The 25,255-nt window shown below is 57.5% G+C and carries 24 protein-coding genes and 1 pseudogene; 22 read left to right on the top strand and 3 right to left on the bottom strand.

Annotated features, from left to right (window positions below):
* Positions 1-5: 5 nt before the first annotated feature.
* From ACLQ8T_RS05790 to ACLQ8T_RS05820, 7 genes are all read left to right on the top strand, one after another.
* Positions 6-419, top strand: a complete 414-nt coding sequence (locus tag ACLQ8T_RS05790; protein WP_413455992.1) for a hypothetical protein — start codon at positions 6-8, stop codon at positions 417-419.
* The gene (locus tag ACLQ8T_RS05795) at positions 394-801 is read left to right on the top strand and encodes a DUF6093 family protein (RefSeq protein WP_413455993.1); all 408 of its coding nucleotides are present in this window, start codon (positions 394-396) and stop codon (positions 799-801) included. The genes ACLQ8T_RS05790 and ACLQ8T_RS05795 overlap by 26 nt, the downstream gene beginning before the upstream one ends.
* Complete coding sequence (locus tag ACLQ8T_RS05800) at positions 798-1,181, top strand: hypothetical protein (RefSeq protein ID WP_413455994.1); 384 nt, start codon at positions 798-800, stop codon at positions 1,179-1,181. The genes ACLQ8T_RS05795 and ACLQ8T_RS05800 overlap by 4 nt, the downstream gene beginning before the upstream one ends.
* Entirely contained in the window at positions 1,174-1,554 is a 381-nt protein-coding gene (locus ACLQ8T_RS05805) for a hypothetical protein (protein WP_413455995.1), read from the top strand. Before ACLQ8T_RS05800 ends, ACLQ8T_RS05805 begins: the two co-directional genes overlap by 8 nt.
* A 75-nt stretch (positions 1,555-1,629) precedes the next feature.
* Positions 1,630-1,827, top strand: coding sequence for a hypothetical protein (locus ACLQ8T_RS05810; protein WP_413455996.1), 198 nt, complete (start codon positions 1,630-1,632; stop codon positions 1,825-1,827).
* A gap of 1 nt (position 1,828) precedes the next feature.
* Positions 1,829-2,338 (top strand): hypothetical protein, encoded by a 510-nt coding sequence (locus ACLQ8T_RS05815; protein WP_413455997.1) that lies wholly within the window; start codon positions 1,829-1,831, stop codon positions 2,336-2,338.
* A 90-nt stretch (positions 2,339-2,428) separates the two neighbouring features.
* Positions 2,429-2,983: a hypothetical protein gene (locus ACLQ8T_RS05820; RefSeq protein WP_413455998.1), complete on the top strand. Its 555-nt coding sequence runs from the start codon at positions 2,429-2,431 to the stop codon at positions 2,981-2,983.
* 290 nt (positions 2,984-3,273) lie between these two features.
* Here ACLQ8T_RS05820 and ACLQ8T_RS05825 read toward each other — a convergent pair whose 3' ends face one another.
* Positions 3,274-3,450 (bottom strand): hypothetical protein, encoded by a 177-nt coding sequence (locus tag ACLQ8T_RS05825; RefSeq protein WP_413455999.1) that lies wholly within the window; start codon positions 3,448-3,450, stop codon positions 3,274-3,276.
* Positions 3,451-3,522: 72 nt separating this feature from the next.
* On the opposite strand from ACLQ8T_RS05825, the gene ACLQ8T_RS05830 reads away from it, so the two are divergent.
* The 11 genes and pseudogenes from ACLQ8T_RS05830 to ACLQ8T_RS05880 all read left to right on the top strand — a co-directional run bounded on the left by ACLQ8T_RS05830 (position 3,523) and on the right by ACLQ8T_RS05880 (position 20,586).
* Positions 3,523-6,744 (top strand): phage tail tape measure protein, encoded by a 3,222-nt coding sequence (locus tag ACLQ8T_RS05830; RefSeq protein WP_413456000.1) that lies wholly within the window; start codon positions 3,523-3,525, stop codon positions 6,742-6,744.
* Positions 6,745-7,606: 862 nt separating this feature from the next.
* On the top strand, positions 7,607-9,826 hold the full coding sequence (locus ACLQ8T_RS05835) for a hypothetical protein (protein ID WP_413456001.1): 2,220 nt from the start codon (positions 7,607-7,609) through the stop codon (positions 9,824-9,826).
* A gap of 60 nt (positions 9,827-9,886) precedes the next feature.
* A complete protein-coding gene (locus ACLQ8T_RS05840; RefSeq protein WP_413456002.1) occupies positions 9,887-12,058 on the top strand; it encodes a pyocin knob domain-containing protein in 2,172 nt (723 codons plus the stop codon).
* Complete coding sequence (locus ACLQ8T_RS05845; protein WP_413456003.1) at positions 12,058-12,954, top strand: hypothetical protein; 897 nt, start codon at positions 12,058-12,060, stop codon at positions 12,952-12,954. The genes ACLQ8T_RS05840 and ACLQ8T_RS05845 overlap by 1 nt, the downstream gene beginning before the upstream one ends.
* Positions 12,955-13,329: 375 nt before the next feature.
* A complete protein-coding gene (locus tag ACLQ8T_RS05850; protein WP_413456004.1) occupies positions 13,330-13,803 on the top strand; it encodes a hypothetical protein in 474 nt (157 codons plus the stop codon).
* Positions 13,804-13,845: 42 nt separating this feature from the next.
* Complete coding sequence (locus ACLQ8T_RS05855; RefSeq protein ID WP_413456005.1) at positions 13,846-14,820, top strand: N-acetylmuramoyl-L-alanine amidase; 975 nt, start codon at positions 13,846-13,848, stop codon at positions 14,818-14,820.
* Entirely contained in the window at positions 14,821-15,021 is a 201-nt protein-coding gene (locus ACLQ8T_RS05860) for a hypothetical protein (RefSeq protein ID WP_413456006.1), read from the top strand.
* A gap of 80 nt (positions 15,022-15,101) precedes the next feature.
* Positions 15,102-15,251, top strand: a complete 150-nt coding sequence (locus tag ACLQ8T_RS05865; RefSeq protein WP_413456007.1) for a hypothetical protein — start codon at positions 15,102-15,104, stop codon at positions 15,249-15,251.
* Between the two features lie 265 nt (positions 15,252-15,516).
* Entirely contained in the window at positions 15,517-16,359 is an 843-nt protein-coding gene (locus tag ACLQ8T_RS05870; RefSeq protein ID WP_204721513.1) for a PhzF family phenazine biosynthesis protein, read from the top strand.
* Positions 16,360-16,564: 205 nt separating this feature from the next.
* Positions 16,565-18,271 carry a ribosomal protection-like ABC-F family protein gene (gene abc-f, locus ACLQ8T_RS05875; RefSeq protein ID WP_413456008.1) on the top strand — a complete coding sequence of 569 codons (1,707 nt, stop codon included), beginning with the start codon at positions 16,565-16,567 and terminating at the stop codon, positions 18,269-18,271.
* Between the two features lie 425 nt (positions 18,272-18,696).
* A pseudogene (locus ACLQ8T_RS05880) lies at positions 18,697-20,586 on the top strand (FAD-dependent monooxygenase).
* A 245-nt stretch (positions 20,587-20,831) separates the two neighbouring features.
* Here the strand turns inward: ACLQ8T_RS05880 and ACLQ8T_RS05885 are convergent.
* On the bottom strand, positions 20,832-21,194 hold the full coding sequence (locus ACLQ8T_RS05885; RefSeq protein ID WP_413456009.1) for a DUF488 domain-containing protein: 363 nt from the start codon (positions 21,192-21,194) through the stop codon (positions 20,832-20,834).
* A 266-nt stretch (positions 21,195-21,460) separates the two neighbouring features.
* Between ACLQ8T_RS05885 and ACLQ8T_RS05890 the strand changes: the two genes are divergently transcribed.
* The 4 genes from ACLQ8T_RS05890 (at position 21,461) to ACLQ8T_RS05905 (ending at position 24,102) form a co-directional block, all read left to right on the top strand.
* Positions 21,461-21,913 carry an FHA domain-containing protein gene (locus ACLQ8T_RS05890; protein WP_038990347.1) on the top strand — a complete coding sequence of 151 codons (453 nt, stop codon included), beginning with the start codon at positions 21,461-21,463 and terminating at the stop codon, positions 21,911-21,913.
* 74 nt (positions 21,914-21,987) lie between these two features.
* Positions 21,988-22,743, top strand: a complete 756-nt coding sequence (locus tag ACLQ8T_RS05895) for a MerR family transcriptional regulator (RefSeq protein ID WP_413456010.1) — start codon at positions 21,988-21,990, stop codon at positions 22,741-22,743.
* 40 nt (positions 22,744-22,783) lie between these two features.
* Positions 22,784-23,266 carry a bifunctional nuclease family protein gene (locus ACLQ8T_RS05900; protein WP_413456011.1) on the top strand — a complete coding sequence of 161 codons (483 nt, stop codon included), beginning with the start codon at positions 22,784-22,786 and terminating at the stop codon, positions 23,264-23,266.
* A 242-nt stretch (positions 23,267-23,508) separates the two neighbouring features.
* On the top strand, positions 23,509-24,102 hold the full coding sequence (locus ACLQ8T_RS05905) for a MerR family transcriptional regulator (RefSeq protein WP_066137538.1): 594 nt from the start codon (positions 23,509-23,511) through the stop codon (positions 24,100-24,102).
* A gap of 105 nt (positions 24,103-24,207) precedes the next feature.
* Here ACLQ8T_RS05905 and ACLQ8T_RS05910 read toward each other — a convergent pair whose 3' ends face one another.
* Complete coding sequence (locus ACLQ8T_RS05910) at positions 24,208-25,023, bottom strand: ParA family protein (protein ID WP_413456012.1); 816 nt, start codon at positions 25,021-25,023, stop codon at positions 24,208-24,210.
* Between the last annotated feature and the right edge of the window lie 232 nt (positions 25,024-25,255).

The following is a 25,255-nucleotide window of genomic DNA, read 5'->3' on the forward strand; positions in this document are numbered from 1 at the left end:
TAGTCGTGGCTTTAGCTTTACCTGATGATGTTCAGAAACGCCTTGGACGCGCCCTTACCGATTCGGAAGTAGGTCAGGTTACCGAATGGATCGATGATCTTGAGGCTGACATTCGGGCGCGTGTGCCTGATTTGGATGCTCTCATGTCTGATCCTGAAACTGGCCCGTCCTACTCCCGTACGGTGCTTCGTGTGGTGTGCGAGACGATCATCGTCAAGCTGCGTAACCCTGAGGGCCTACGGCAGTTAACGAACAGTATTGATGACTACTCGATCACCAAAACAGTTGATTCGGCGAATTCCTCTGGCCGTCTGATGATTTCTGATGACGATTGGGGTTTGCTGATCCCTGCTGCGGACGGTGACGCTTTCACTATCAGGATGGGTGGTAAGCATGCTGCTGGAACCTGGAATAGCTGAAGCGCTCACACTGGCTGGCCGTGAAGCTGCCGAATCCTTGATGATCGATTCGTGTGTTGTGGAGCGGTCGGTTGGTGAGGTTACTGATCCGGTGACTGGGGTTGTTTCTGAGGGTTGGGAGACGGTGTATACGGGTGTTTGCAAGGTGCAGGGTAGGCAGGCTCAGGCCGCGTCTCCTGTGGCTGGTGGGCACGCTTTCACGGTTGAACAGTTGATGATTCATCTACCGGTTAGTGCTCAGTCCCGTTTGGATGACCGGGTGACTATCGTGACCGCGACAATGGATCCTGATCTGGTGGGTGCGACGTTCCGGCTTACCGAGTTGGCGCGTGGCACTTACCGGACCGCGGACCGTTGGAACGTCGAGGCGGTGACCGGGTGAGTGGCGCTGATGAGCTTCGTGCTTTTGCTGCTGATCTGGGGAAGATCGCGTCTAAGGCGTTGCCTGATACTGATGCTGTCTTGAAGAAGGGCGCGCAGAACATCAAGGATGATCTGGTTGCTGACGCTCGCGGCTCGAAGCACTTCAAGGGCATGGCTGGCTCTATTTCTTATGACTCGATGTACGGCATTGGGCATGCGAAATACGAGATCGGCCCGGATAAGGGTCGTCGTGGTGGCGCGTTGGGTAATATCGCCTATTTCGGTACATCGCGTGGCGGTGGCACTTTGGATCTCGAAGGCCCGCTGGCTCGTGAGTCGCCGAATCTTGAGCGTGAACTAGACAAGCTGGCGGATAAGTGGGGTGGTCAGCTTGAGTAACCACACTGACTTCCTGGCGCTGTTGGCCACACTGCCTAGTAGTGCTCCGATCCATAAGGGTACGGTGCCGGCTAACCCTACTTTCCCGTATGTGCTGGTCACGCAGGTTGTTCCGTATGCGTCTGAGCGGTCGTTGAATCGTACTGTTCATGCACGGACGTCTCGTTGGTTGCTGACTATTGCGGGTTTGAACGATACGTCGGTGTCGATCATTGCTCAGCAGTGTTTGGACGTGTTGGAGGGTGCTCGTATCAATGGTCAGCGGTTGGAGGAGATCCCTAATCGGTTGGGTGTTGAGCCTGATCTTGATGTGACGCTCACGAACGGCGCTCACCCGTTGTTCACCAAGCAAGAGTGGCACGTCATGTCCTAATTGAATAACCCATTTTTGTAAGCGAGTTGCATTCGTGCAGCTCGCATTTTTTATGCCCAAAACCTAGGAGGCCGCATGTATGTACGCGTGCGAGACAAGCGCACCGGTCACGAGCTAGACGTGCTGAGCACGGACAAGCGCATCGGTGACGCTTTCCAGCCGGCCAACAAGGCCGGTTTTCCTGACTCCCCGTACCCGCGTGCGGCGAAACATAACCCCCTGCCGTCCACGGTGAAGCGTGAGTCGGCCAAACCTGAAAAGGATGTGAAGTAAATTGGCTGAAATCCCATCGACTCCGTATGACGGAAATGTGCGTGCCGCGCTTGTACCTACCGTTGCGGACGTGAATGCTCCTACCGCTGCCGAGCTGACTTCTGGCATCGACATTTCTTGCTATCTGACCGGTGATGGTCTGGCAATCACTGTTGATCAGCAGACCATTTCGGATGAGCGTTTGTGCTCGACTTCGACTTTTGAGAAGCGTGGACGCAAGACTCATTCGGTTGATGTGACCTATGTGGACAATACCAACTCGGTTGCTCACGCGGCTTTCAATGAGGCGCGTGAAGCACTGGATGAGGGTGCGGTTCATTATCTGGTGACTCGCCGTAACTTGCCGTATGAGACCGCGTTTGAGGCTGCACAGGTTGTGCGTGTGTATCCGGTTGAGGCTGGTTTCCCGGCTGAGGTTCCGGGTGAGGCGAACTCGGTTACTCGCACGACTTCGAAGCTGTTCGTTACTGGGGATCCTGGTATTGATGTGGCTGTTGCTGCTGGTGTCTAACTAGTTCTTCCGTTCCCCCACGCCTTGACAGGGTGCGTGGGGGAACGGTTCACCCTGTCGCCCTGTCCAAAAGATTTTTAGGAGCCTGCGTTGGCTGAGAAGAAGTTTGAGTTGAAGCGTCCTGAGCGTCGTGTTGAGATTTGCTTGGATGGTTCACTGGTATCAGAGTACGAAGCAGTTCAGGCCGAGTTGGAAGATGCTCGCCGTAACGCTATTTCCGACCGGCGTTTGAACAATGACGCGGTGAATAAGTTGGAGATCCGTTCGGCTGAGCTGTATAAGGCGCAGGAAGAAAGCACGCTGGTGTTTACTTTGCGTGCTTTGCCTCGCGCTACGTGGGCGGGAATCAAGGAAGCTAACCCGCCACGTGATGATAACAACGTTGATGAATCACTTGGTTACAACGTCAATGAGGTTGTTGCCAAGGCGATGCTGACTGAGGGAACTATTGCCCGTGTTGAACAGCAGGGCGAACCAGTTGAATTCACCACTGAAGATTGGGCTGGGATCGTTGACGATCTGTCAGATGGCCAGTGGCAGGAAGTTCAGACTGCTGTGGCTTCGGCCAACGGGGGTCGCCCGCAGGTTCCTTTTTCGCAGAGCGGATTCAAGCTGATGCAGGATTCCGCAAAGAACTCGAAGTAGCTCGTTCTCTCGGTTTGTCACATTCTGGTTTCTTGTCCTGGTCTGAGGAGGATCAGGATAAGATGCTGGCTTTGAAGCTGTATGAGGACACGATGGTTTGCCCTATGTGTGGCGGCCCGTTGTCTGAGTGTACCGATCCTGATAATGAGATGGCGTACAAGGTTGACCCTCCGACGCGTTGCCATAAGATGACGGCGCAGATGCGTTACATGGAGAACGATGGCCAGTGGAATAAGCGTAAATACAATCGCGCTTTGATGCTTGTCACTCGGCTGGTGCGTCGGTAGTGGCTAGTTGGTGCTCCGGCGTTTCTTTGCGTCGCGCACGATGCCCCAGAGGATGCCGCAGGTGATGGCCATGATTCCAGCTAGTGCGCCGATTATCCCGTAGACGGGTGATCCTGATGCGGTTGTTGCGATGACCGCCAGCGCGCAGAGCACGCCAAAGAAGATCGCTGCTTTGCCCATGCTTACGTCTTTATTCTGATTTCCCATACCCCTGATCATATCGGGGGTTTCTGTATTTAAGGAGCCCTCTTTATGGCAAGGACTGTCAAGCTTGAAATTGATGCCAAGGTTACGGGGCTTATCAATGGTCTGAAGACTGCGCAGAAAGCTACGCAGGATTCGGCGCGTGAGTTCGATAAGTGGGCTCAGACGCATGAACAGTCGCTGAATACTGTTGGCCAGGGCATGATGGGCTTCGGCGCTGTTGTTGCTGGCGGCGTTGGGCTTGCTGTTACAAAATTTGCCTCCTTCGACAAGGCAATGTCGGGGGTGCAGGCGGCTACTCACGAGTCTGCTGAGAACATGGGCATTCTTCGGCAGGCGGCGATTGATGCTGGTGCTGATACTGCGTTCTCCGCTGAGGAGGCTGCCAAGGGTATCGAGGAGCTGGCTAAGGCTGGTGTGTCTACCACGGATGTTATTGGTGGCGGTCTGACGGGTGCGCTTGACCTTGCTGCTGCGGGTGAGTTGGGTGTTGGTGAGGCCGCAGAAATCGCGGCCTCGGCCATGACTCAGTTCAAGTTGTCTGGCGATCAGATCCCGCATTTGGCTGACCTGTTGGCGGCGGGTGCTGGTAAGGCGCAGGGTTCGGTGCAGGATTTGGGTTCTGCGTTGAATCAGGCTGGCCTGGTTGCGTCGTCTACTGGTTTGACGATCGAGGAAACTACGGGCGGTTTGGCGGCCTTTGCTTCTGCTGGTCTTGTTGGTTCGGATGCTGGTACGTCGTTCAAGTCGATGTTGCAACGTCTTACCCCGCAGTCTGCGGAGGCTCAGAAGCAGTTTGATGAGCTTGGTATCTCGGCGTATGACGCGCAGGGTAATTTTGTTGGCTTGGCTGATTTCGCCGGTCAGCTACAAACTAAGATGGCTGACCTGACTCCTGAAGCCAGGAACGCGGCCATGTCGGTTATGTTCGGGTCTGATGCTGTGCGTGCTTCCAATGTTCTGTATGAGCAGGGCGCGGCGGGCATTCAGGACTGGATTAATCAGGTCAACGACGCAGGCTATGCGGCTGAGACTGCGGCGCTTCTCCAAAATAACCTTGCTGGCGATCTTGAGAAGCTTGGTGGCGCGTTCGACACGGTGTTCATTCAGGCTGGCGGTACGGCTAATGACGCGTTGCGCGGTCTGGTGCAAACCGCTGAGGGGCTTGTTGATATTATCGGCAAGATTCCTGCTCCGATCCTTGGTGTGGGTACCATGTTTGCCGGCGTTGCTGGTGGTGCTGCGTTGCTGGCTGGCGCTGCGATCAACGTTCTGCCGAAGATCCGTGACACTAAGGATGCGCTCAAGGATCTTGGGTGGACTGGACGCAACTCTAGCGGTCAGGTGTCCAAGGCTTCAGGTTCGTTTGTGACCATTGACGCGGCCATGACAAAGACTGAGCGAAGCGCTCGGAAACTTGGTGGAGCTCTCAAGACTGTTGGCACTGCGACCGCTTTGCTTGCTGGTGTTGGGCCTGTGATTTCTTCGATGGTTCCATCAGGATCACTTGAGAATATCGACAAGCTTACGGCTGGACTGCTGGATGTTAGCAAGACCCCTGATGTTATCAATGCCGCTTTCACTGGCAAGGGCAACTGGTTTGATGGTCTTGACGTAAAGGGCTTCGAAGATGCTATTGGGGTCATAGCTGACCCTTCGTGGTCGGAGAAGGTTGATCAGAACGTTTCCAGGTTCCTTACCTTTGGCGGGCGTAGTTCTTCGAACTGGGAATTTGCGAAGAAGAACGTTGACCAGTTGGATGGCGCTCTTGCTGACATGGCTAAGGGTGGAAACGCTGAGGCTGCGGCTGATGCTTTCCAGTTGCTGTCGGATAAGGCTGCGGCTGCTGGTATTCCAACTGAGGAATTGGCTGCGCTTTTCCCTCAGTATTCAGGTGCGCTTCAGCGGATTGATGCTGAGTCTCAGGCGGCTGCTGGCGGTTCGGACGTGTTGGCCGGCGCTCTGGATGATGTTGGTACTGAAGCTGAGGAAACTGCTGCTTCTCTGGATGACATTCTTGCTTCGTTGTTTGAGCTTGGTGTTTTGACTCGTGATGTGCGTGCGGCTGAGGCTGATTTTGAGGCTGCGATTGATGGGGTCACTGATTCCATCGAACAGAACGGTAAGAGCCTTGATATTACGACTGAAAAGGGTCGCGCTAATCAGGCGGCGCTGGATGGTTTAGCGTCGTCTGGTCAGGCGTATACGGAGTCGTTGGCTCAGTCTGGTGCTTCTGAGAAGGAGCTTCAGGCTTCGATGCAGGGCACTTATGATTCGTTGATTACTGCTGCGGGTCAGTTCGGGATCACGGGTGAGAAGGCTACTGATTTAGCTCGTGAGATTATGGGCGTGCCTGATGGTGTGTCGGTTGAGTCGTGGATGTCTGAGTCTGCTTCTTTGATGGCGTTGACTACTGCGGAGAACATTGAGGCGATCCCTGGTTATACGAAGGTCACTGTGGCCGTGTCGGAGGATGGCACGGTTGGTCAGGTGCAGTCGAAGATCAATGGTGTTACTGGCAAGACTGAGTTCGTGTTCGTGACTGATGATGGTACGACACGGGCTGTTCAGCAGGGCATTGTGAATATTGATGGTGTTGAGCGGACGGTCTGGGTTGACGATAACGGGACCGTTTATGGTACTCAGGGCAAGATCAATGGGATCAAAGGCAAGGACGTAACGATCACGGCTGATGCTGCCACTGGTGCTGCGGAGTCCGAATTAAACCACACCGCTAGGCCGCGAACGTCACGTATTACCCAGACAGTTTCGATCCAACGCCAGATTACCGAGTCGATCCGTCAGATTGATAACGGGCCTATTACTGGCCGGTTTGGTCGTTATCAGGGTGGCAAGCTTCCGTCGCGTGCTAACGGTGGCCGGCTACCTTATACAGGGCTGGGGCGGGACATGATCCTTGGTGTTGGTTCTGATGGTCGTCCTGTTGCGAACGTTGATGATGGCGAGTGGATTATTCGTGAGTCGTCAGCGGATAAGTTCAACGGTGTTTTGGATGCTATCAATCGTGATTCGCCAAGCGTCCAGCATTTGTCGGGCTTCGCGGGTGGCGGTCAGTTGTCGGTTCCACCATCGTATGAGGTGTCACGGTACGCGAGTGCGCAGGCGGCACCTTCCAGTGTTTCACCAGAGGCTATCGCGCAGGCGGTCCAAGCTGGCATGGCTGGCTGGCAGCCAATGGTGAATATCGATGGGCGCAAGTTCTACGGAACCATGCAACAAGTGAAACAGCAGTACGGCAACCGTCGATAACAAATGAAGTGGCTCACCTTTAGGGGTGGGCCACTTCTATTTTAGGAGTCATCTTGATCTATCTTGGCAGTCTCGGTCGGATGATCGGTATCAAATGCCCTGCGTCTCAGAACGTGCAGTCTGAGGAACGCTACACGCCGTCGGTGACGTTAGAGGGGCGGCGTAAGGCGCAGGTTCGTCCTGTTGGCCGACGCACGTGGAGCTTGCAGACTTCGGACGCGACCACACCAGCCGAACACTCCCTGTTGTCGCAGTTCGCTAATGGCGCGTGGGGTCATGGGCCGTTTGTTTTCCTGCCGGCTGATGCTCCCGCGTCGAATATTCTTACTCCGGGCGCGTCGTTATCTGCTCCGGGTGAGTTTGTTTTGACGAGTGGTGTGACTGTGACTGAGGGGTCACCATTGTGGACTCCTGACGGTTGGGCTGCACGATCCTTGATCAAGAGCACCAGTAACGGGTTGTTCTTAGGCAAGGATCTTGTTCCGGTGCCACCTTCGGGAAAGATTACTGTTGGAGCGTATGTGCGTGGCAGTGGTGGTGCTGCGGGTGTGGCTTTCTACGATTCGGCGGGTGGCTCATTGGGCACGTCGTATTCGTCGGTGACTGCTGGTGCGACGAATGTTGTCCGGTCGTGGTTGACTGTCACGCCACCAGCTAATGCGGTGTCGTGTCGTGTGCTGGTGAACTCTGCTACTCAGCAGGCTGCGTGGCCGTCTGTCACGTGGACTGATTCTTTGCAACCTTTTGGAGAAGGTCAGGGCTGCTTGAAGGCGGTTGTGTCGTCTATGTCGCGTGATCAGGTGCTCGCGGTACCGGGGAACACTTACTCTAACGTCAGCTTCACTGTGATGGAGGTGGGATAGTGCAGGCAGGCTCGTTATCTGGCGGTGACGTACAGGCATTCTCCACCCGCATTCTTGTGAATGGCGTTCAACGCTACGGCTCATGGGCTACTGACCGTGAACTTTCTGGGGATCTGCCAGCGCAGGTTGTCGCAGTTTCAGGGGTTACTCAGGCGACCGGATCTGTCACTTGGTTCCGAGAAACAGACGTCACCAGTTCTCCGATGCAACCGTGGAACCCTCCTGAATGGTTGCCTAAGCGTGGCGACCGTATAGAGATCTTCGTTGGCGACGGAGTGACTGAGTGGAAACTGTTTCATGGTCTGATTGACCGGACTACGGGCAGTGTTGGTGGCGGGTTCCAATCCACTCTGATTGATGATTACGACCGCACTTCTGCTGATGTGGAGCATCAAGCACTGTTGCGTTCCATGCCACCGTTGGCTTTGGGCGGTACTGACCCGTACCGTTCGATTGGTTTGCACCCACTCTATTTTGTGGATTATGCGTTGCGTGAAGCACGGTTCTACTCGACTCCTAACCGCGAGTATGACACTTTGCTTTCTGCCCCTATGCAGGGTTCTTGGTGGCCGCATTACGGGCTGTTGGAGTCCACCAGCGGGTCAGCGTTGAACACTGTCACGCCGTGGGGTTTAGGCCGTTCTAATGGTGGTGCCGTGTATTTGCCGGCGAAGAACCCTGTGATGGGTACGACTGTGCAAATGTCTGTTTTGATCGCACCCGGTCACACTGGTGCAGCGGACTTCTACATGGATTATGGCAGCGCTACTGACCATATTCGTTTGAGTGTCAACTCTGCACGAACGGCAATAGCCCTAGTTCGTGGAGTGGAAGTGTGCCGTGTCGTCATGGGTGCGGGGACTGTGGTTAGTTTGCTCGCTAAGTCGGGCACGATTAGTTTGCGAACTGATAAGGGTGCGACGGCTTCTGGCGCGTTCACCACTTCGGGGTCTGGCTTGTCTAAGATCCGTGTAAATACTGACGCTAATGCGAGCGTTGGCGGGTTCCAAGCAAGCCTCCCAGCAACCGCAACCCATGAACATGCGTCAACAACATGGGTTGCGTCCGCACGATTGGACACGACCAGCCTCATCTTGTCTGGGATCATTGATGCTTCACCGGCCATTGAGGATCAAACGGCAGCGGATCTTTTGAATGAGATTGGCAAGGCAACGTTGTCGGCAATGTGGATTGACGAAACTGGTGTGTTCCAGTGGGCACCGTCTGATGCCTTACGTGGACGCGCCCCAGTGCGCACGGTGACAACCCTTGAAGATGTGCTGTCACTGGATTGGGAAGACGGGCTACTGTCTACCGCGTCGAAAGTAACGGTGAAGTATCAGAGGCCATCTATCACCAGGTCGCGTTGGCGCACCACTGTTTTGGCTCGTGGCGGTGGGTCGCAGTCGTTGAAGTCCCAGGATGAAGCAGAAATTTTCTTGGAACCAGAATCTGGGACGCACTGGATCATGCCGTCATACGACTTCTTGGAGGTTGGTGGGACGGTCGGCATTTGGGGTTCGGCCAACCAGCCAGAATACTCTTTGGTTGGCATGTATTTCTCCGCTGACGGCGGCGAAACGGAACTCATTGGACTGTCGGCGACGATAACGACTGCCCAGTTGGGTCCTCAGAAAGCACTTGTGAAGTATGTTGCTGGTAATTGGGCTTCCAATGTTGAGGGCGTTATCAAAACTTCCCCAATTAACACGAACTTGTGGCCTAAGAACAGGGACATGGAGTTGCCGCGTCTCGTTGGTCGTGGACTGATTGAGTATATCGACCAGAAAGCGGTTGCGACTGGCGCTGGTGGCCCTGGTCCCGAGTTGGTGCATGATGCTGGGGTTTGGATGGGGCGCACGGATTCGACTGAGATCCCGTTGCGTGTTGCTGATTATATTGCTGGTCAGACGGCGGTTCCTGAGCCTGTGATCACTGGCCTGTCGATTGTGCCTGACCCGCGTTTGCAGTTGGGTGACGTTATCAACATCCAGTCTGACTTGTTCGGCGTGACACTGACGGCTCTGATCACCAGCGTTTCCACCGGGCACGACACTAGCGGGTTGAGCATGGAACTAGGGGTGAGAGTCATCGACGTGGCCCGCGACTCGATGACTTACGCACAATACAACCAGACACTCGAAGCAGACTTGTCCTATGCGCAGTGGCAGGCTCTTGGACCGCTACCGCAGTCTTACGCGGAGTTCAACAACGAATAAACGAATCATCTTGTGTGGCCTCACCATCTGGTGGGGCCATACGTGTTTTAAGGAGCGCACATGGCGGGAAATACGACGCGAGGACTTGTTTACCCCACCTCAGACGACAAGATCAAAGACGGTTCCTCGCCGTCTGCGTTGGCTGACGATTTCCGGGTTCTGGCTGATAGTGCGGACGCGCAGATTGCGGCTGCGGAGGGCAGTGCGAAATCCTACGCAGACAACGGGGATACTGCGACGTTGACCGCCGCTAAGTCTGACGCCACCACCAAGGCGAACACCGCAGAGTCGAACGCTAAATCTTACGCAGACAATCGTGACACTGTTACTCTCGCATCCGCAGCAGCAGATGCTACCGCGAAGGCTGATGACGCGAAATGGCAGAGGCCACTGATCACGGACGCTAACACGGTGACGCGTACTGGGACGTTCCCTACAGGTTCTTCTACTGCGAACACGCCTCGTGCTGAGGGCGGGGAGCTCGACCATTATCATGTTGCTGGCGGGTGGGATCAAGGCGGGCACATGCAGCTCTGGCGATCCCAGCTCTACGCCGTACACCAGTATTGGCGGCGCAAGAACGCCGGAGTGTGGGAAGCTTGGCAACAGATCGCAGAGAAGGGCGACAAAGGATCAACTGGGGCTACAGGTGCGACTGGTCCGACCGGCCCAGGGCTGAACCTGACCATTGGGACAGTAACCACCGGCCAGCCAGGAACCGCCGCTACCGCACTGGTTCGAAACGTGACCGGGGGGCAGGAACTCGACCTGACAATTCCGACCGGCCTGCCCGGTACAGGAACGGTCGAAGCTGACGAGGCGGTAGCCACCTACGCGTCCTCCCCAGGCACTCAGACCCACGACTACCTGCACGGCGAGTTCTCAAAGCTAGACCGTACCCGACGGCTCGCGCTGGCTGACCGCATTCTTGCGTGGTTGAGTACCGAAATTGCAAATGACCGTGGGGACCACAACCTCATGGCCTTGCTTCGCCGTCTCCGCCTGCGCAAGACGTCCGCCGATGCCCCTACCGTATTCGAAGTAGACGCAGTCGACGAGCAACCCCAGTCCACCGGCGCGGGAATCGCGTTGCAGTACGTCGCAGAGATGGCACGCGAATTCCCCGAACGTGCAGACGCGGCCAAGCCAATCGCCATGCGGATTGCCGAAACCCTCATGGCCATGCAATGCCAAAACCCTACCCTGCCACAATTCGGCGGGTTCATGGCAGCACCAGGGCAGGTCCTCTATTCAGCATTAGGGACCGGGCAGGACGTGAAGGGACTCCTGGCAGCGTACGAAGTCTGGGGCGTGGGACAATGGCTGGAATCAGCGAAACGAGGCGGCACATTCCTGCTGATGCTGATCAACCCGAACCCGCTCTACATGTCTCTGTATGGGCACAACGTCACTGAGCCCGGTGTAGGGGCTGCGATCATTTGCGACCGGGTGGGGTCATCAGGGCAGATCACTGTGACTTCCTCGGCATGGTCGCTCGTGGCGGTGCACGCACTGTACCGACTTTCCGATGTGACCGAGGATGAGTCGTATCGGTCAGCAGCTCTGCCAGTCCGAGATTTCATGGCAACCACACTGACCGGCTACTACGACTACTATGCGACCAAAGCCACTGCGGAGGCGTTGGCAGCAGGCACAGCAACCGAACGTTTCCCGCTGCAATCGACTGGTCCGCAAGGTACCAACGCATTCCATCGAAGCGGTGACGGAGCTGGATCGGGAACCATCGAATCGGATTCGATGGAGTACGCGCTGACCGCACTCTGGCATACCGGGTACAACCTGACCGCGATCAAGACCGCATACGAACACCTCACGTCGCTGCAACATCTAACGACTTCGGGACCGGCGGATTTCATCGCGGACTACAACCTGCAAGGCCGGTTCACTTGCTGGCCAGGATACTTCCGAATCAATCCCAATGGTGACGGTGTGGACTACGCGTTCGGCGGTTACTACGACTCGCAAGGCGCAGGAGAGTTACTGGCGTTCAAGAAGGCCCACTATCCGGCCCATTACGAGATGTCTTTCGACATTATTCGGGCGATCATCGAACCTGACCGTGGCGCACTGCTAACCACGGGATATCAGACCCTTTGGTCCAACAACGGTGACGGCACTGTATTCGCCGTGCAGGGGGTAATCCCCATCGCCGTGGCCGGCCTGGGGCTAATTGAAACGACCGATCACACTGACATGGAGGTTACAGCGTAATGGCAAAGCACTCTCACCCCAACGCGCTTTACAACGCTGGCTTCCGATTTTGGGACTACGGCACCAGCATGGACATCGGCGCACTGCCGACAATCCCATATGTGGCAAACCGCTGGAAGATCAGCAAAACGGGCATCGTCGCCGGCACCGTTTCCAAGGGGGCTGGACCGTCTGGTATCGAGATCCCGAAATGGTTGCGGAGCAAACCAGCTTTGAAATTGGACATTATCAGCATGGACCCAGGCGTTAACGTTGCGGTGACACAGTACGTTGAAGAGTCGGAACGGTACGGGCAAGCGTTCGCTATCCTCTCCACCGTGCATACTGGACCTGCCGGGGCAACGATCTATGTTGGCATTGGTGATGACCTGCGCCCGGTGCAGCTTAAAGGTGAATCGGTCCAGGTGACAACCACGCATTCAATCATGATCCCCGATTTGGCGACCAGTACAGTCCCAGTGCAGGTTTTCTCAAAGCCAAGCGTGATTGGAGTCTATACGGTCAATTATGCCCAATTGTCATTAGGCTTTGACCGTCCAAGAAATGATGGGTTCACTATCCGGCCAGAAGTGGAAGACCGACTCTTGTGCGACAGGTACGCATACCGTGTCACCGCTGGTACCTCCGGCCCCGCAACAAGCACACGCGTATCAATCCCGATCAGATTCACCACAACCATGCGAGCAATACCAACGATCACCGCCATAGCGTCTACTTTGAGCATTGTTGACATCGTCACTGGGGCAATCACTTCGGTGAATTCTCCGGCGTTATCGGCGGCAACGATCAGCGTAAACGGGGCACGGCTGGCATTGACCAACGCTACAGGGCTGCCCTCGTCGTCCACCCAGATGATTACCACGGAGTCCGTGGCAGTGTTCCACGCCGATTACTAGGCGGTGAGAGTTGACGTTGGGAGGCGGTAGGCCATGAGTTCTACGGATAGGTCTTCTTCCGGCACGGCAAGCATGTACATCATGTGAGCTTCTGGACGCTGCTCGAAAGCATAGCGGCAGGCAGCGTCCAGGTCGAACTCGGTGGGGGGAAAACCCTGAACGCTAAGGAAAACTCCTAATTCTTCCATAGCTAGTTCGCGTGTCTCGTGAAAATACTCCATAACAACCCCCGTAGTTACGCGTGGTGAACATATGTATAGGGACAGTATCACGCGTAACCATGTTTATCTTCATCAGTCGCATAAAAGTTATAAAGCGAGGTAACAATGCCTACTCATGTTTTTCAGCCGTCCCGTAATCCGCCGAGGAGTGCTGATGCCATCTTGGATTGACGATTTGCTTCAGCCGGGGGTGTTGATCCCGTGCGCGGTGATTTTGTTCATCCTTTGGCTGATTGTCAGGACGTGCTTCAAGGCGTTTCCGTTCGTCGCAAAGTTCGTGGCGCTGGTAAATACTTTGGTGGGGGATGAGACGAATCCCGGTATCGGTGTGCGCATGGAGCAGCAGACGAAGAAGCTCGATGGTCAGGCTGAGATCCTTGAACGGGTGCGACACCAGGTGGAGAACGACCACCAATCGAACATGCGTGATGATCAAGACAAGATCATGACCACCGTTGAAGCACTCGCCAAAGAGTTCAAAGACCATCTCGCTGTCTCAAAAGCCAAAGACAAAGAAGGCAACGAAACCGCATACCGGGTTGCTGTCCTCACCGACAAAATGAACAAAATGCAACCCATTGTTGAAGAACTCGGCAAAACATGGGGAACGAAACCCCGAAACAACTAGACCGCCAACACGGTCTTTTTTTATGCCCGAAAGGTGGCCCTCATGGTCATGTTTACTGGACTCGCACGAGTCGCAAACAAAACCGGATTTCCCGTGGAAGAAGTGCCCGGCTGGAAAAACACCGGGCACGGCGGCATGGATTCCTGCTCAACGATCATCATTCACCACACTGCCGGATCTGATAACGGCAAGGACTACAACTCCTATAACACGGTAAAGAACGGTCGCCCAGGCCTGCCTGGACCTCTTGCGCAGTTCGGCATTGGGCGAAACACTGGCAAGCAGATCATCTTCGCAGCCGGTCGCGCATGGCACGCCGGCAAGGTAGGCAAGACCGCTCACGACAACTCGAACGCGATCGGCATCGAGATTGAGAACAACGGTGTGGGTGAGAAGTACAGCGACAACACTTACAACTCTGCCGTTGCCCTTACCGGCGAGCTAGTCAAGGAGTTCAAGCTCAACGTAGACAAGGACGTTTTGGGGCACAAGGAAGTTGCTGTTCCTCGCGGACGCAAGATCGACCCGTCGTTCAGCATGGGTAAGTTCCGTGCCGATGTTAAGGCTTACATCTCTGGAGACGTGAAGCCCGCTGGCAAGCCGTCTAAGCCAGCGCCAAAGCCTAAACCGAAACCGACTAAGGACAAGTCTGGTGCGTGGCCTGAGAAGCCACTCAAGGTCACTGACAAGCACACCGTCCAGTCCGATGCAGCATGGCGCGAACTCATGAAAGCCATCGGCTACAAGGACAAGGATCTTGGTCTAGCACTTCAGAAGTGGCTATCGAAACTGGAAGACCCGCGAACCGGGCGAGGCTACTACGACACCACGCGTTTCCTGCTCGACGGCGACTTCAGCAACGAGTCAATCAAGGCTCTACAGCGCAAACTCTACGACACCAATGGCGACGACGGTAAGCGCCTCTACAACGGCAAGGCGGACGGTGATCGAGGCCCGATGACCGTCCGCGCAGAAATCGGATACCTCAACCTCAAAGCGAACAGGGGAATCAAGTAAATGGCATCTCGTACTGTAGGACCAGTTACCGGCGCGGCAGCAGGAGCAGCGGCGCTAACCACGATCATCTTCTGGGTCCTCACCGGATTCGGAATTGACGCACCCGGCGAAGTGCAGGGCGCTGTAACCACTCTGCTGGTAATCATCGCCGGCTGGCTCGTACCCTCCAAGGACGAACCCGGCAAACATGTAGCTGAATAGACGAATTGACCCCGCTCATATCGAGCGGGGTCTTTTCTGCGTTAAGGCCACCATTGTTGGATGCGACTAGAATTCGCCTTATGGAAGTTATTGTCACCTACGAGCAGGACGGCGAGCACGGTCGAGTGTCCGTCAACCACGCCGACTACTACACCGCCCGCGACGAAGCATTCAAACTAGTCCCAGAAGGCGCACAACGACTCAACATCAGAGTTAACCAAGATGTATAGTTGGGTGGCCCTCGATGGGCGTGTGTCCATTGGACACGGATTTTTTATTTCGGTCGTTTCGATGGCTTCGGACGCTCCTATCGCTCCTTGAATTTTCGCAAAATCCGCGTGATTCCGGGGCAGAATGGGTGTTCAAGATCGGGTTCAAATCCCGCTAGCCCGACCAACCGATCGGAAAACCCCGTCGAGATTAATTCTTGGCGGGGTTTTGCCGTGCCCGCCGGCAATTGCGCACTCGGCGCCCGAACATCCGGAGGATGGTCCAATGCAACGCAGATTCCAGCAGGTCGATGTCTTCAGCGCCGTCCCGTACAAGGGCAACCCCTTGGGCGTGGTGCTCGATGGCGAAGGGCTGGAGGAGGACGCGATGCGCAACTATTCGCTGTGGTCCAACCTCTCGGAGGCCACCTTCATCCTGCCGGCACGCCACGTGCAGGCCGACTACCGGTTCCGTATCTTCGCCCGCGACCGCGAATACCCGTTTGCCGGACACCCGGCCCTGGGCACTGCACGCGCCTGGCTGCAGGCCGGGGGAGTGCCGCGCGACCCGAAGCAGCTGATCGCCGAATGCGGTGCCGGGCTGGTGCCGATCAGGACCGACGGCGAGTTGCTGTCCTTCGCCTCGCCGCCGGCGACGCGCACCGGCGCGATCGGGCAGCAGGAACTGGCGGAAATGCTGCAGATCCTGGGCATCGTCCCGGAGCAGGTGGTGGACGCGCAATGGGTGGACAACGGCCCAGGCTGGGCCGCCATCCTGCTGCAGGATGCGCAGCAGGTCCTGGAGATCTCGGCGCAGGCTCCGCAGCGGTCCGGCCGCTGGAAAATCGGGGTGCTTGGCGCGTTGCCACCCAGTACGCCAGGCGGGGGCTTCGAGGTGAGGGCGCTGACCATCGAAAACGGCGCAGTGCGCGAGGATCCGGTCACCGGGAGCCTGAATGGCGCGGCCGCGCAATGGCTGATCGACGCCGGGCATGCCACCGCGCCGCTGGTCAACCGGCAGGGCGCCAAGGCGGGACGCGATGGAGAAGTGCATTTGGAGATGGCTGACGGGCAGCTCTGGGTGGGCGGCGCCACGAATGTGCTCATCGAAGGCAGTATCGACCTCTAGCCGCACGAGCCTTGCCAGCACCGAACCCAGAGCATTAGTCTTGGACGATGGGCACGATAATTCTTGGGATCCATTTCCTCTAGGCGCCAGCCAGCGTTGAGCTCTGCTTCGCTGCCGCCAAGTCCTCGGCACCTGCGAGTGCCTCCAACCACCAGCACCGAAGCCTGCTCCGGCGGGCAGAACCGGTGCGAGGCAGGAATGACCCATGACCCACTCCCGGAATGTGCGCCCCTCCGATCGGCGCGAACAAGACACCGAACCGGATTACGTCTGCTTGTTGCAGGACATCGCGGTCAGCTTCGGCGAACGAGATGTACTCGCCGGCATCGAGCTGTCCATTTCCGCTACCGATCGCATCGCCGTGCTTGGCGATAATGGTTCGGGCAAATCTACGCTGATGCGTGTCATCGCCGGAAATCTGGCACCCGACCGCGGGCAGCGCACGATGAACGCGCCCGGCGCCGTTGCCTATGCCGCGCAGAACCCGCGCTTCGCGCAAGCGATGAGCGTGCAGCAGGTGATCGACTCCTACCACCAGCGCTTCCGCGAACTGGAAACCTTGATGCGCGTCATATCCAATAGGCTCGACGATGCCCCGGAGGAGCAGGCCCAACGGCTCCTGCAGCAGCTGCAGAAAGTTACCGATCTGTACGAAGCCGCCGACGGCTATTCGCTGGCGCCGCGCCTGGACAGCGCGCTGGAGCAGCTGGGGCTGGGGCAGATGGACCGGCAACGGCCCGTTGCGCAGCTATCCGGCGGGCAATCCTCGCGTCTCGCCCTGGCCTGCGTGCTGTGCTCCGGTGCGCAATTGCTTCTGCTGGATGAACCGACGAACGACCTTGACGAGACAGCCATGAACTGGCTGGAGCGGACCATCGACAAGCACCGCGGCGCCCTGGTGCTGATCAGCCACGACCGGATGTTCCTCAAGCGCTTCGCCCGGTCCATCATCGAGGTCAGCGATGGCCAGCTCGCGCACTACGGCAACGGCTATGACGGTTACCTGCATGCCAAGGAGCAGGAGAGAACCGCAATCCGCGTGGCCTATGAGAATTGGGTCCAGGAGTATGAGCGTTCGCAGAATCTGGTCGACAAGTACGCTTCGCGCGTTGCCGCCATCCCGCGCAAGCAGGAGAAGGCAGGTTTCGGGCACGGCAATTTCCGTGCCCGCGATTCCAGCCACGGCTCGACCTCGAAGATTCGCCAAGCCAAGTCGCGTATCGAGGAACTCGAAACCCACCGTGCCCTTGAGCCTGCCGCCGAATTGGCATTCGCCATGCCTAGCGGCGGCGAAGGCCAGCACAGCGGTGAAACCCTGCTGAAGGTGATGAACGCGCAGCGCAGCATCGCGCCGAAACTGTCCACCGGCAGCTTCGAAATCAAGCTCGGTGAGCGTTGGCTGGTCACCGGCTCCAACGGCGCTGGCAAATCTACGCTGTTGAAGATGCTTGCCGGCGAACTGGAATGCACCGCGGGGCGGATCGAGCGCGCTGCGAACTTGCACTGCGCTTGGCTGCGCCAGGACATCGGGATCCTTCCCGGCGACAGCCTGATCGAAGCTTTCGCCTCGGCCACCAGCCAGTACGTCCAGGATGCTGGTGCGTCCTTGGCCAGGCTTGGCTTGTTTGCGCCGCAGGATTTCCTGCGGCATCCCATGGCGCTGTCGGTGGGCCAGCGCCGCCGCTTGGAACTGGCCGTTGCGGTCAGCACCAAGGCGCAGGTGCTGCTTCTCGACGAGCCGACAAACCATCTTTCCCCGGTCCTGGTCGAGCAGCTGGAAGCCGCACTGGTGGATTATCCGGGCACCGTGATCACGGTGAGCCATGACCGACGATGGCAGCAGAAAATGCGCGAGCACGCGGTAGTGCATCGCCTCTCAGCTTCAGCCGGACGCGTCGAGCTGGTTAAGTAGCCCTCTGCCAGCCAGCATCTGCCACTTAAGCCGCCGTTTCGATTTTCCGGTTCGCGGCCCGAACAGCCGACGAACGTGCCGCGGGGTGGGCACGGCTCAGCTGAAATCCAATTCATCCGCTGCTTGCTGCCAGCTGCACAGTCCCGGCTCCCGGGTGGTCTGCGCAAAGGCCAGCAGTGCACAGAGCGCTCAAGTGCAGTTCGAACCTTCATGAACAACAAGTACGGGAGTCTGCCGGCGCGCAGTGGGAGCATCTGCAGCAAAGGGCATCAGGCGACCCGAGCGCGTGGGGTTCCGCCTACGTCCGCTTGTGTGTGAGCTCACAGATCGTATATGACCAGTGCGCGAAAAAAGATCACGGCGTTCTAATATTGAACAAATAGCGTATTGACTGAGGTCACCAGGGGGAATTGGGGGATGAAACGGTGCAGTTTCACGACAACGGATACATTTCGGCGGATCCACGAGTGTAGCCAGCTGCTGGTGCGGGCGTAAATCGGCCCGCCGAGCTGCCGGCTGAAATGGATGTGCTGATCGTCGGCGCCGGTCCGGCCGGGATCATCACCGCCGCCCAGCTGTCCCAATTCCCTGATGTGCACACCCGCATCATCGACCGGCGCCCGGGCCGGCTGGAAATCGGCCAGGCCGACGGAATCCAGTCGCGCACCGTCGAGACCTTCCAGGCGTTCGGCTTTGCCGAGCGCATCACCGCCGAGGCCTATATCATCAAGGAAACCACCTTGTGGAATCCCGACCCGGCAAGCCCGGAGCGGATCATCCGCACCGACCGCACCCCCGATGACCCAACGGGTGTCAGCGAATTCCCGCACCTCGTCGTCAACCAGGCTCGAGTCATCGACTAGTTCGCTGAATTCGCCGCGAACTCGCCAGCCCGCACCGTCCCGGACTACGGCTGGGATTTCAACGAACTGGTCGTCGAAGACGGCGAGGAGTACCCCGTCAAGGTCACCCTGATCGGTTGCATGGATGGCAACGAGGGCATCGAGCGCGTAGTGCGGGCCAAGTATGTGGTCGGTTCCGACGGGGCCCGTAGCAACGTCCGCCGCTCAATTGGCGCGAAGCTCGCGGGCGATAAGGTCAACCACGCATCGGGTGTCATGGAAATCCTGGCGCTGACCAACTTCCCGGACGTGCGCACCAAATGCGCCATCCATTCCAAGGCCGGCTCGATTCTGCTGATCCCGCGCGAGGGCGGGCAGCTCTTCCGCCTCTACGTCGACCTCGGCGAAGTTCCGGAAGGGGATAACAGCAAGGTCCGCGAGACCCCGCTGGAAGAAATCACCGAGCGCGCCAAGGTGATCCTGAATTCCTACACCTTGGAGGTCAAGGACGTTGCGTGGCACAGCGTGTACGAAGTGGGCCACCGGCTGGCCGACCGCTTCGACGATGTAGCGGTCGAGGACATCGGCACCCGCGAACCGCGCGTGTTCATCACCGGCGATGCCTGCCACACCCACTCCGCCAAGGCGGGGCAGGGCATGAACGTGTCCATGCAGGACGGCTTCAACCTGGCCTGGAAGATCGGCTACGTGCTCTGCGGCCGGGCTCCGGAAAGCCTGCTGCGCACCTACTCGGAGGAACGCAAGGTGATCGCCAAGGACCTGATCGACTTCGACAAGAAGTGGTCCTCCATCATGGCTGCCTCGCCCGAGGAGCTTGAAGGCCAGGAAGGAGTTGCCGAGTTCTACGTGCGCACAGCCGCATTCCCTGCGGGCTTCATGACCGAGTACGCGCAGTCGTCGCTGACCGCCAGCAAGGACTACCAAGAACTGGCTGCCGGCTTCCCTATAGGCAAGCGCTTCCGCTCCTCGCAGGTCATGCGCCTGGCCGATGCCAATCCGAAGCACCTGGGCCACCACCACCGGGCCGATGGCCGCTACCGCATCTACGTCTTCGCAGACCAGCTGCCAATCGGGCAGTCGCAGAAGATTGCCGACCTGTCGCGCTGGCTGCTGGAGGACGAGCGGTCTCCGCTGGTGCGCTTCACCCCGAAGGGAGCCGACACCGATGCGCTGTTCGACATCAAGGTCGTCTACCAGCAGGACTACACCACGATGAACGTCAACGACGCGCCCATGGTGTTCCGTCCGAACATCGGGGACTTCGGACTCATGGATTACGAGAAGGTCTACACAACGCTGGAAGGCTCGGATATCTTCGAGGAGCGCCAGGTCTCCCGCGATGGCGCGATCGTGATTGTCCGTCCGGACATGTACGTAGCCAGCATCCTGCCATTGGACGCTACCGGAGAGCTGGCCGGCTTCTTCGAACCGATCCTGCTCGAGCAGCGCTAAGCAGTGCGCTGACTTCCGGCACCTAGAATAAAGATGGCACCTCGAATATTTCGCGGTGCCATCGGTCTCTTGCTAGAGTCGGTCGCAGCTTCAAATCCGGAATATTTGCTGGCCTGGCGCGGTTGAAACACTTGGACAGGGCTATTCGAGGAAAGGTGCCACGGTGGGCGGGGAATTCAGCTTCGATCTTCAGCAGGTTGTCGCTTCGGACATGGTGTGCGCCGACGGCGTGTGCTTCGTGCCTCCTACGGAGCAGACAGCTGATCCAGCAGATAGTCACGCAACACCACCGCGTGATTAGTATGCTCATCCTTCGCTCCGTAGACGAAGGTGACCACTGGATGCTGGGAGAGTAATTCCAGGAAATCGTCGACTGCGGGATTCTGGTTCAGTTCGGTGCGATAGTGCTGCGCGAATTCATCAAAGCGGGCGGGGTCATGATCCCAGCCTTTGCGCAGCTCGGTGCTCGGCGCAATGCCCTTGGCCCAGTGATCCAGCTGGAGCACCGCCTTGCTTTGCCCGCGCGGCCAGAGCCTGTCAACCAGAATCCTGTAGCCATCCTCGGCGCTGGGCGCTGCGTATGCCCGCTTGAGCAGTATTTTCGTCACGATTCACCTGAAAGTTCCTGATATGGCCTTGCATCGATTTCATCTGTGCGAAAAGATCGAAGTGTTGGCGATCCCAGTGCATCTTCTTCTCTAATGGCATCATGCCACACTGGCCATCCGGCGCATCGGAAAATATGTACTTTCTGTTATCACTTGGGCAGTGAGTAGGCTAATCTGTAAATAGTTTGGTAATACTGACTGTGCCAACGTAGAACACAAGGTCGTCACGCACGAACTGTAAGCAGAATTTTCTGGAGGACCCCACAATGTCGGAACATCGGCCGGTTGACCCGCACAACGAGTCTGCCTCTGAGACGACCAATATCGCTCTTCCAGGGGCGCACAAGGGTGCTGAACCTTCGGTCATCTACACCCTGAGTGAAGATGAGAAAAACGCAGTTAACGCCCTTCCGGCTGGTTCTGCGCTGCTTATCGCCCATTCAGGACCGAACAAGGGCGCGCGTTTCCTGCTGGATACCGACGAGAGCATCGCAGGCCGGCATCCGAACGCCGATATCTTCCTGGATGACGTAACCGTTTCGCGTCGTCACGCCAAGTTCTCCCGTACTGGCGAGCGCTTCACCCTCAGCGACATCGGATCGCTCAACGGCACCTACATCAACGGGGACCGCATCGACGAAATCCCATTGAGCACCGGCGTGCAAGTTCAGATTGGCAAATTCCGCCTGAATTTCTACCAAAGCGTTCCCAACCTTTAAACTGGTAGAGTTCGAGGTTTTGTCCGCCGGCGTCTAGCACGCCGACATATCCATACATCCGAGGTGTAGACCCTTTGCCGATCTTTGACGCAGCCCGCAGCCCACGACTCGAGGCACCACGCCACGAGACGGTCCGGCAGGCCGCGCTGAATATCGGCGAAGTGCTCTCGGAACTCAAGGATGAATTCCCGCGCGTCACCGCTTCCAAGATCCGTTTCCTGGAAGACAAGGGTTTGATCATCCCACAACGCACTTCAGCCGGATACCGGAAGTATTCCGCGTCGGACGTGAGCCGCTTGCGTTTCATCCTGTCCGTGCAACGCGACCAGTACCTGCCTTTGAAGGTCATCAAGGACCACCTTGACTCGGTGGACCGCGGTGAAGCACCGGCGGCATTGCCTGGGGGAGCCCTGGTGGCTCCCAAGGCAGTCAACAACGACATGGCAGAGGCCGTGGAGCGAAAGGCCCGTTCGGTCTCCATGGCTGAGCTGCAGGGGCTGACCGGCGCCAGTGAGGATCTCATCGGCGAATTGATCAAGTTCGGCTTGATCGAACCGTTGGCTGGGCTGTTCGACGCCAGCAGCATCAAGGTCACCAAGTCGGCGGTACAGCTGGCCGGTCACGGCGTCGAGCCTCGCCATCTGCGGCAGTTCCGCACAGCGGCCGATCGCGAGTTCTCGCTAATCGAATCGATTGTCGGCAACGAACTGAAAAAGCCGGAAGTTTCCGCCCGCGCCCGTGCCGCGGAAGAGGCCCAGGAAATCTCCCGCCAGTGCCTGGAAATTCACGAAGCCCTAGTGCAACGTGCTATTTCCCAACTAGATCGCTAGGCTGAATTCCAACAGGAAACCACAACTCTAAGGGGCTAGCATGCTGGAACTGGAGTTTGCAGGGATCCGTATTCAATTGCCGGCGAATCAGCCGCTGCTGCTGCTCAAGTATCCAGAGTGGAATCTCTACCTGCCGCTGTGGATTGGCGCGCCCGAGGCTTCGGCCATTGCCATGTCCGAGCAAGGGCTCACACCGCCGCGTCCGATGACTCACGACCTGTTGATCAGCGTCATTGAAAGCATGGGCGTGAAACTTGAACGGATCGAAATCGTCTCGGTGCACAACGCCGTATTCGTCGCCGAACTCGTCCTCTCCAACGGCAAACGCGTGGATTCGCGTTCCTCTGATGCGGTGGCGCTGGCCGTGCGCGCGCAGTGCCCCATCATGTGCGCCGAGGATGTCCTGGAGGAAGCAGGAGTGGCGATCGAAAACGAGTCAGACGGCGAAGAAGCGCCCGAAGAGCAAATGCGGGAATTCCGGGAATTCTTGGACAACATTGATCCAGAGGATTTCTCCTCATAGAAATCGGACGTTTGGTTTCAGCGGAATACAGGCCTTGAATTGGGTAATTCCCGAAGCTCGCGCGACACGCCTTAAAGTTAAGCTTGAAGGTCTTTGACCATTAGGCATTATCGCCGTACCGTTTTTGCATAGGGACATTTAAATAGAGCTGTATTTTGATAGTCATCACTCGCATCTGCGCGGTTCTTATTCGGTCCCTGGATACTCGTTTAGGAACGTGCTGACACGCAAGGAGCAATTGGATGGAGTCTCGCCAGACTGGACCTCACTATGGGGTCGATGGTGGCACCAAGCAATCCAGTACCCAAGGGTTGCTCTTCACCGATGACCTGCCTGAGTTGGACGAGCATGCAGGCTACCGTGGACCGATTGTGTGCAAGGCGGCAGGCATCACCTACCGCCAGCTCGACTACTGGGCACGTACCGGCTTGGTCGAGCCAGCGGTGCGCGGAGCCAAGGGCTCTGGCAGTCACCGGCTCTACTCCTTCCGGGACATCCTCGTGCTCAAGGTCGTCAAGCGGTTGCTGGACACCGGAGTATCACTGCAGCAGATCCGGTCGGCTGTTTTGCATCTGCGTGAACGCGGTGTCGAGGATCTTGCCCAGATCACCCTGATGAGCGATGGCGCTTCGGTCTACGAATGCACGAGCGCCGATGAGGTCATCGATCTCGTCCAGAAGGGTCAAGGCGTGTTCGGCATCGCCGTGGGCCGCGTCTGGCGCGAGGTCGAAGGATCGCTGGCCCAGCTGCCATCTGAGAGCTCTGCGCAGCAGGCACTGCCTGAAGACGAGCTGGCTGCCCGTCGTGCCGCCAAGGCCGCTCGCAACGTCGGTTAAGCCTGGGACTGGAAACCAATACTTAAACTACTGGCCGGATCTTCCACGAAGGAAGATCCGGCCAGTAGTTTATGTCCCAATATCTCCAGATATTGTCCGGAGATCCTAGGTGTTGTTTGGGCCTGCGGCAGACATGACTTCCTTGAGCAAGGCGTCGAACTGGGCCAGCATCGGGGCGGTGGCTTTCGAAGGCCACTGGTGCACCGAATACGCGGCGCCCTGGATCTGCTGCCACTCCGGGTGCTCGGGAATTTCGGACTTGACCATGGAATCGCCGAACATCTGGCGCATTTCGCCCAAGCGGAAGGTGTGCTCTGCAGAATCCTTGCGGACCCGGTTGGCGACGACGTGTACCGGTCCCAAGGACGGAGCGAACTCGCGGCGGAACAGTTCCAATGCGCGCTGGGTGCGCTCGGTGCCGGCGACGGAGAACAGGCTGGGTTCTGCGACCAGCAGGAGCTGATCCGATGCGCTCCATGCCATGCGGGTCAGGCCGTTGAGCGATGGCGGGCAGTCGATGAGCACCAGCTGGTAACCGCTGGTGCGGCTCAGGAGCTGGGAGAGGCGGCGCAGGTCGCGGGTGCGCAGATCAGGGCGATCGTAGATTCCGGTGAAGGCGTCGCCAACAGCAACGTCGAGCACTGGAATGCGGGTGCGGGACTTCTTCTCTGCTGCCTTTGACTGCCAGGCGCTGGCGACAACCTGATCCTGCAGGCGGGCACGGCGAGCGTTCTTGAGCATCTGCCCAATTGGCTGCTTTCCGTTAGCCCGGACTCCGAGGCCAGTGCTGGCATCCGCATGGGGATCCAGGTCAATGACGAGAGTCGGAATGCCGGCGGCAAGTGCTGCTGAAGCCAATCCGAGTGTCACGGAGGTTTTTCCTACGCCACCCTTGAGGCTGCTGATGCTCACTACGTGCACGGACCAGACCACGCCTTTCACTGTTCGTTAGTTTAAACGTCCCACCGAATTTTTAGTCTCTCATCATCATAGTGTGCCGACCGGCGTTTCTCCGACTTTGCAACGTGAGTTTTTGTCATTAGGCACAAGTTAGTGATTAAAACTTCACAGCTTCAATTATTTCATGTGGTCTGACCACAAGATGAAATGTTTGGGCGTTCTGGCGATTCCCCGTGTAGGGTATTTCACAGAA

The organism is Glutamicibacter sp. FR1 (genome assembly GCF_047300825.1).
Lineage (GTDB): Bacteria > Actinomycetota > Actinomycetes > Actinomycetales > Micrococcaceae > Glutamicibacter > Glutamicibacter nicotianae.

Bases quoted from the DNA above. Each gene is read 5' to 3' on its own strand.
- ACLQ8T_RS05795 (WP_413455993.1), top strand. From the start codon at position 394: ATGCTGCTGGAACCTGGAATAGCTGAAGCGCTCACACTGGCTGGCCGT.
- ACLQ8T_RS05810 (WP_413455996.1), top strand. From the start codon at position 1,630: ATGTATGTACGCGTGCGAGACAAGCGCACCGGTCACGAGCTAGACGTG.
- ACLQ8T_RS05825 (WP_413455999.1), bottom strand. From the start codon at position 3,450: ATGGGCAAAGCAGCGATCTTCTTTGGCGTGCTCTGCGCGCTGGCGGTC.
- ACLQ8T_RS05830 (WP_413456000.1), top strand. From the start codon at position 3,523: ATGGCAAGGACTGTCAAGCTTGAAATTGATGCCAAGGTTACGGGGCTT.
- ACLQ8T_RS05840 (WP_413456002.1), top strand. From the start codon at position 9,887: ATGGCGGGAAATACGACGCGAGGACTTGTTTACCCCACCTCAGACGAC.
- ACLQ8T_RS05845 (WP_413456003.1), top strand. From the start codon at position 12,058: ATGGCAAAGCACTCTCACCCCAACGCGCTTTACAACGCTGGCTTCCGA.
- ACLQ8T_RS05850 (WP_413456004.1), top strand. From the start codon at position 13,330: ATGCCATCTTGGATTGACGATTTGCTTCAGCCGGGGGTGTTGATCCCG.
- ACLQ8T_RS05855 (WP_413456005.1), top strand. From the start codon at position 13,846: ATGGTCATGTTTACTGGACTCGCACGAGTCGCAAACAAAACCGGATTT.
- ACLQ8T_RS05860 (WP_413456006.1), top strand. From the start codon at position 14,821: ATGGCATCTCGTACTGTAGGACCAGTTACCGGCGCGGCAGCAGGAGCA.
- ACLQ8T_RS05865 (WP_413456007.1), top strand. From the start codon at position 15,102: ATGGAAGTTATTGTCACCTACGAGCAGGACGGCGAGCACGGTCGAGTG.
- ACLQ8T_RS05870 (WP_204721513.1), top strand. From the start codon at position 15,517: ATGCAACGCAGATTCCAGCAGGTCGATGTCTTCAGCGCCGTCCCGTAC.
- abc-f (WP_413456008.1), top strand. From the start codon at position 16,565: ATGACCCACTCCCGGAATGTGCGCCCCTCCGATCGGCGCGAACAAGAC.
- ACLQ8T_RS05890 (WP_038990347.1), top strand. From the start codon at position 21,461: ATGTCGGAACATCGGCCGGTTGACCCGCACAACGAGTCTGCCTCTGAG.
- ACLQ8T_RS05900 (WP_413456011.1), top strand. From the start codon at position 22,784: ATGCTGGAACTGGAGTTTGCAGGGATCCGTATTCAATTGCCGGCGAAT.
- ACLQ8T_RS05905 (WP_066137538.1), top strand. From the start codon at position 23,509: ATGGAGTCTCGCCAGACTGGACCTCACTATGGGGTCGATGGTGGCACC.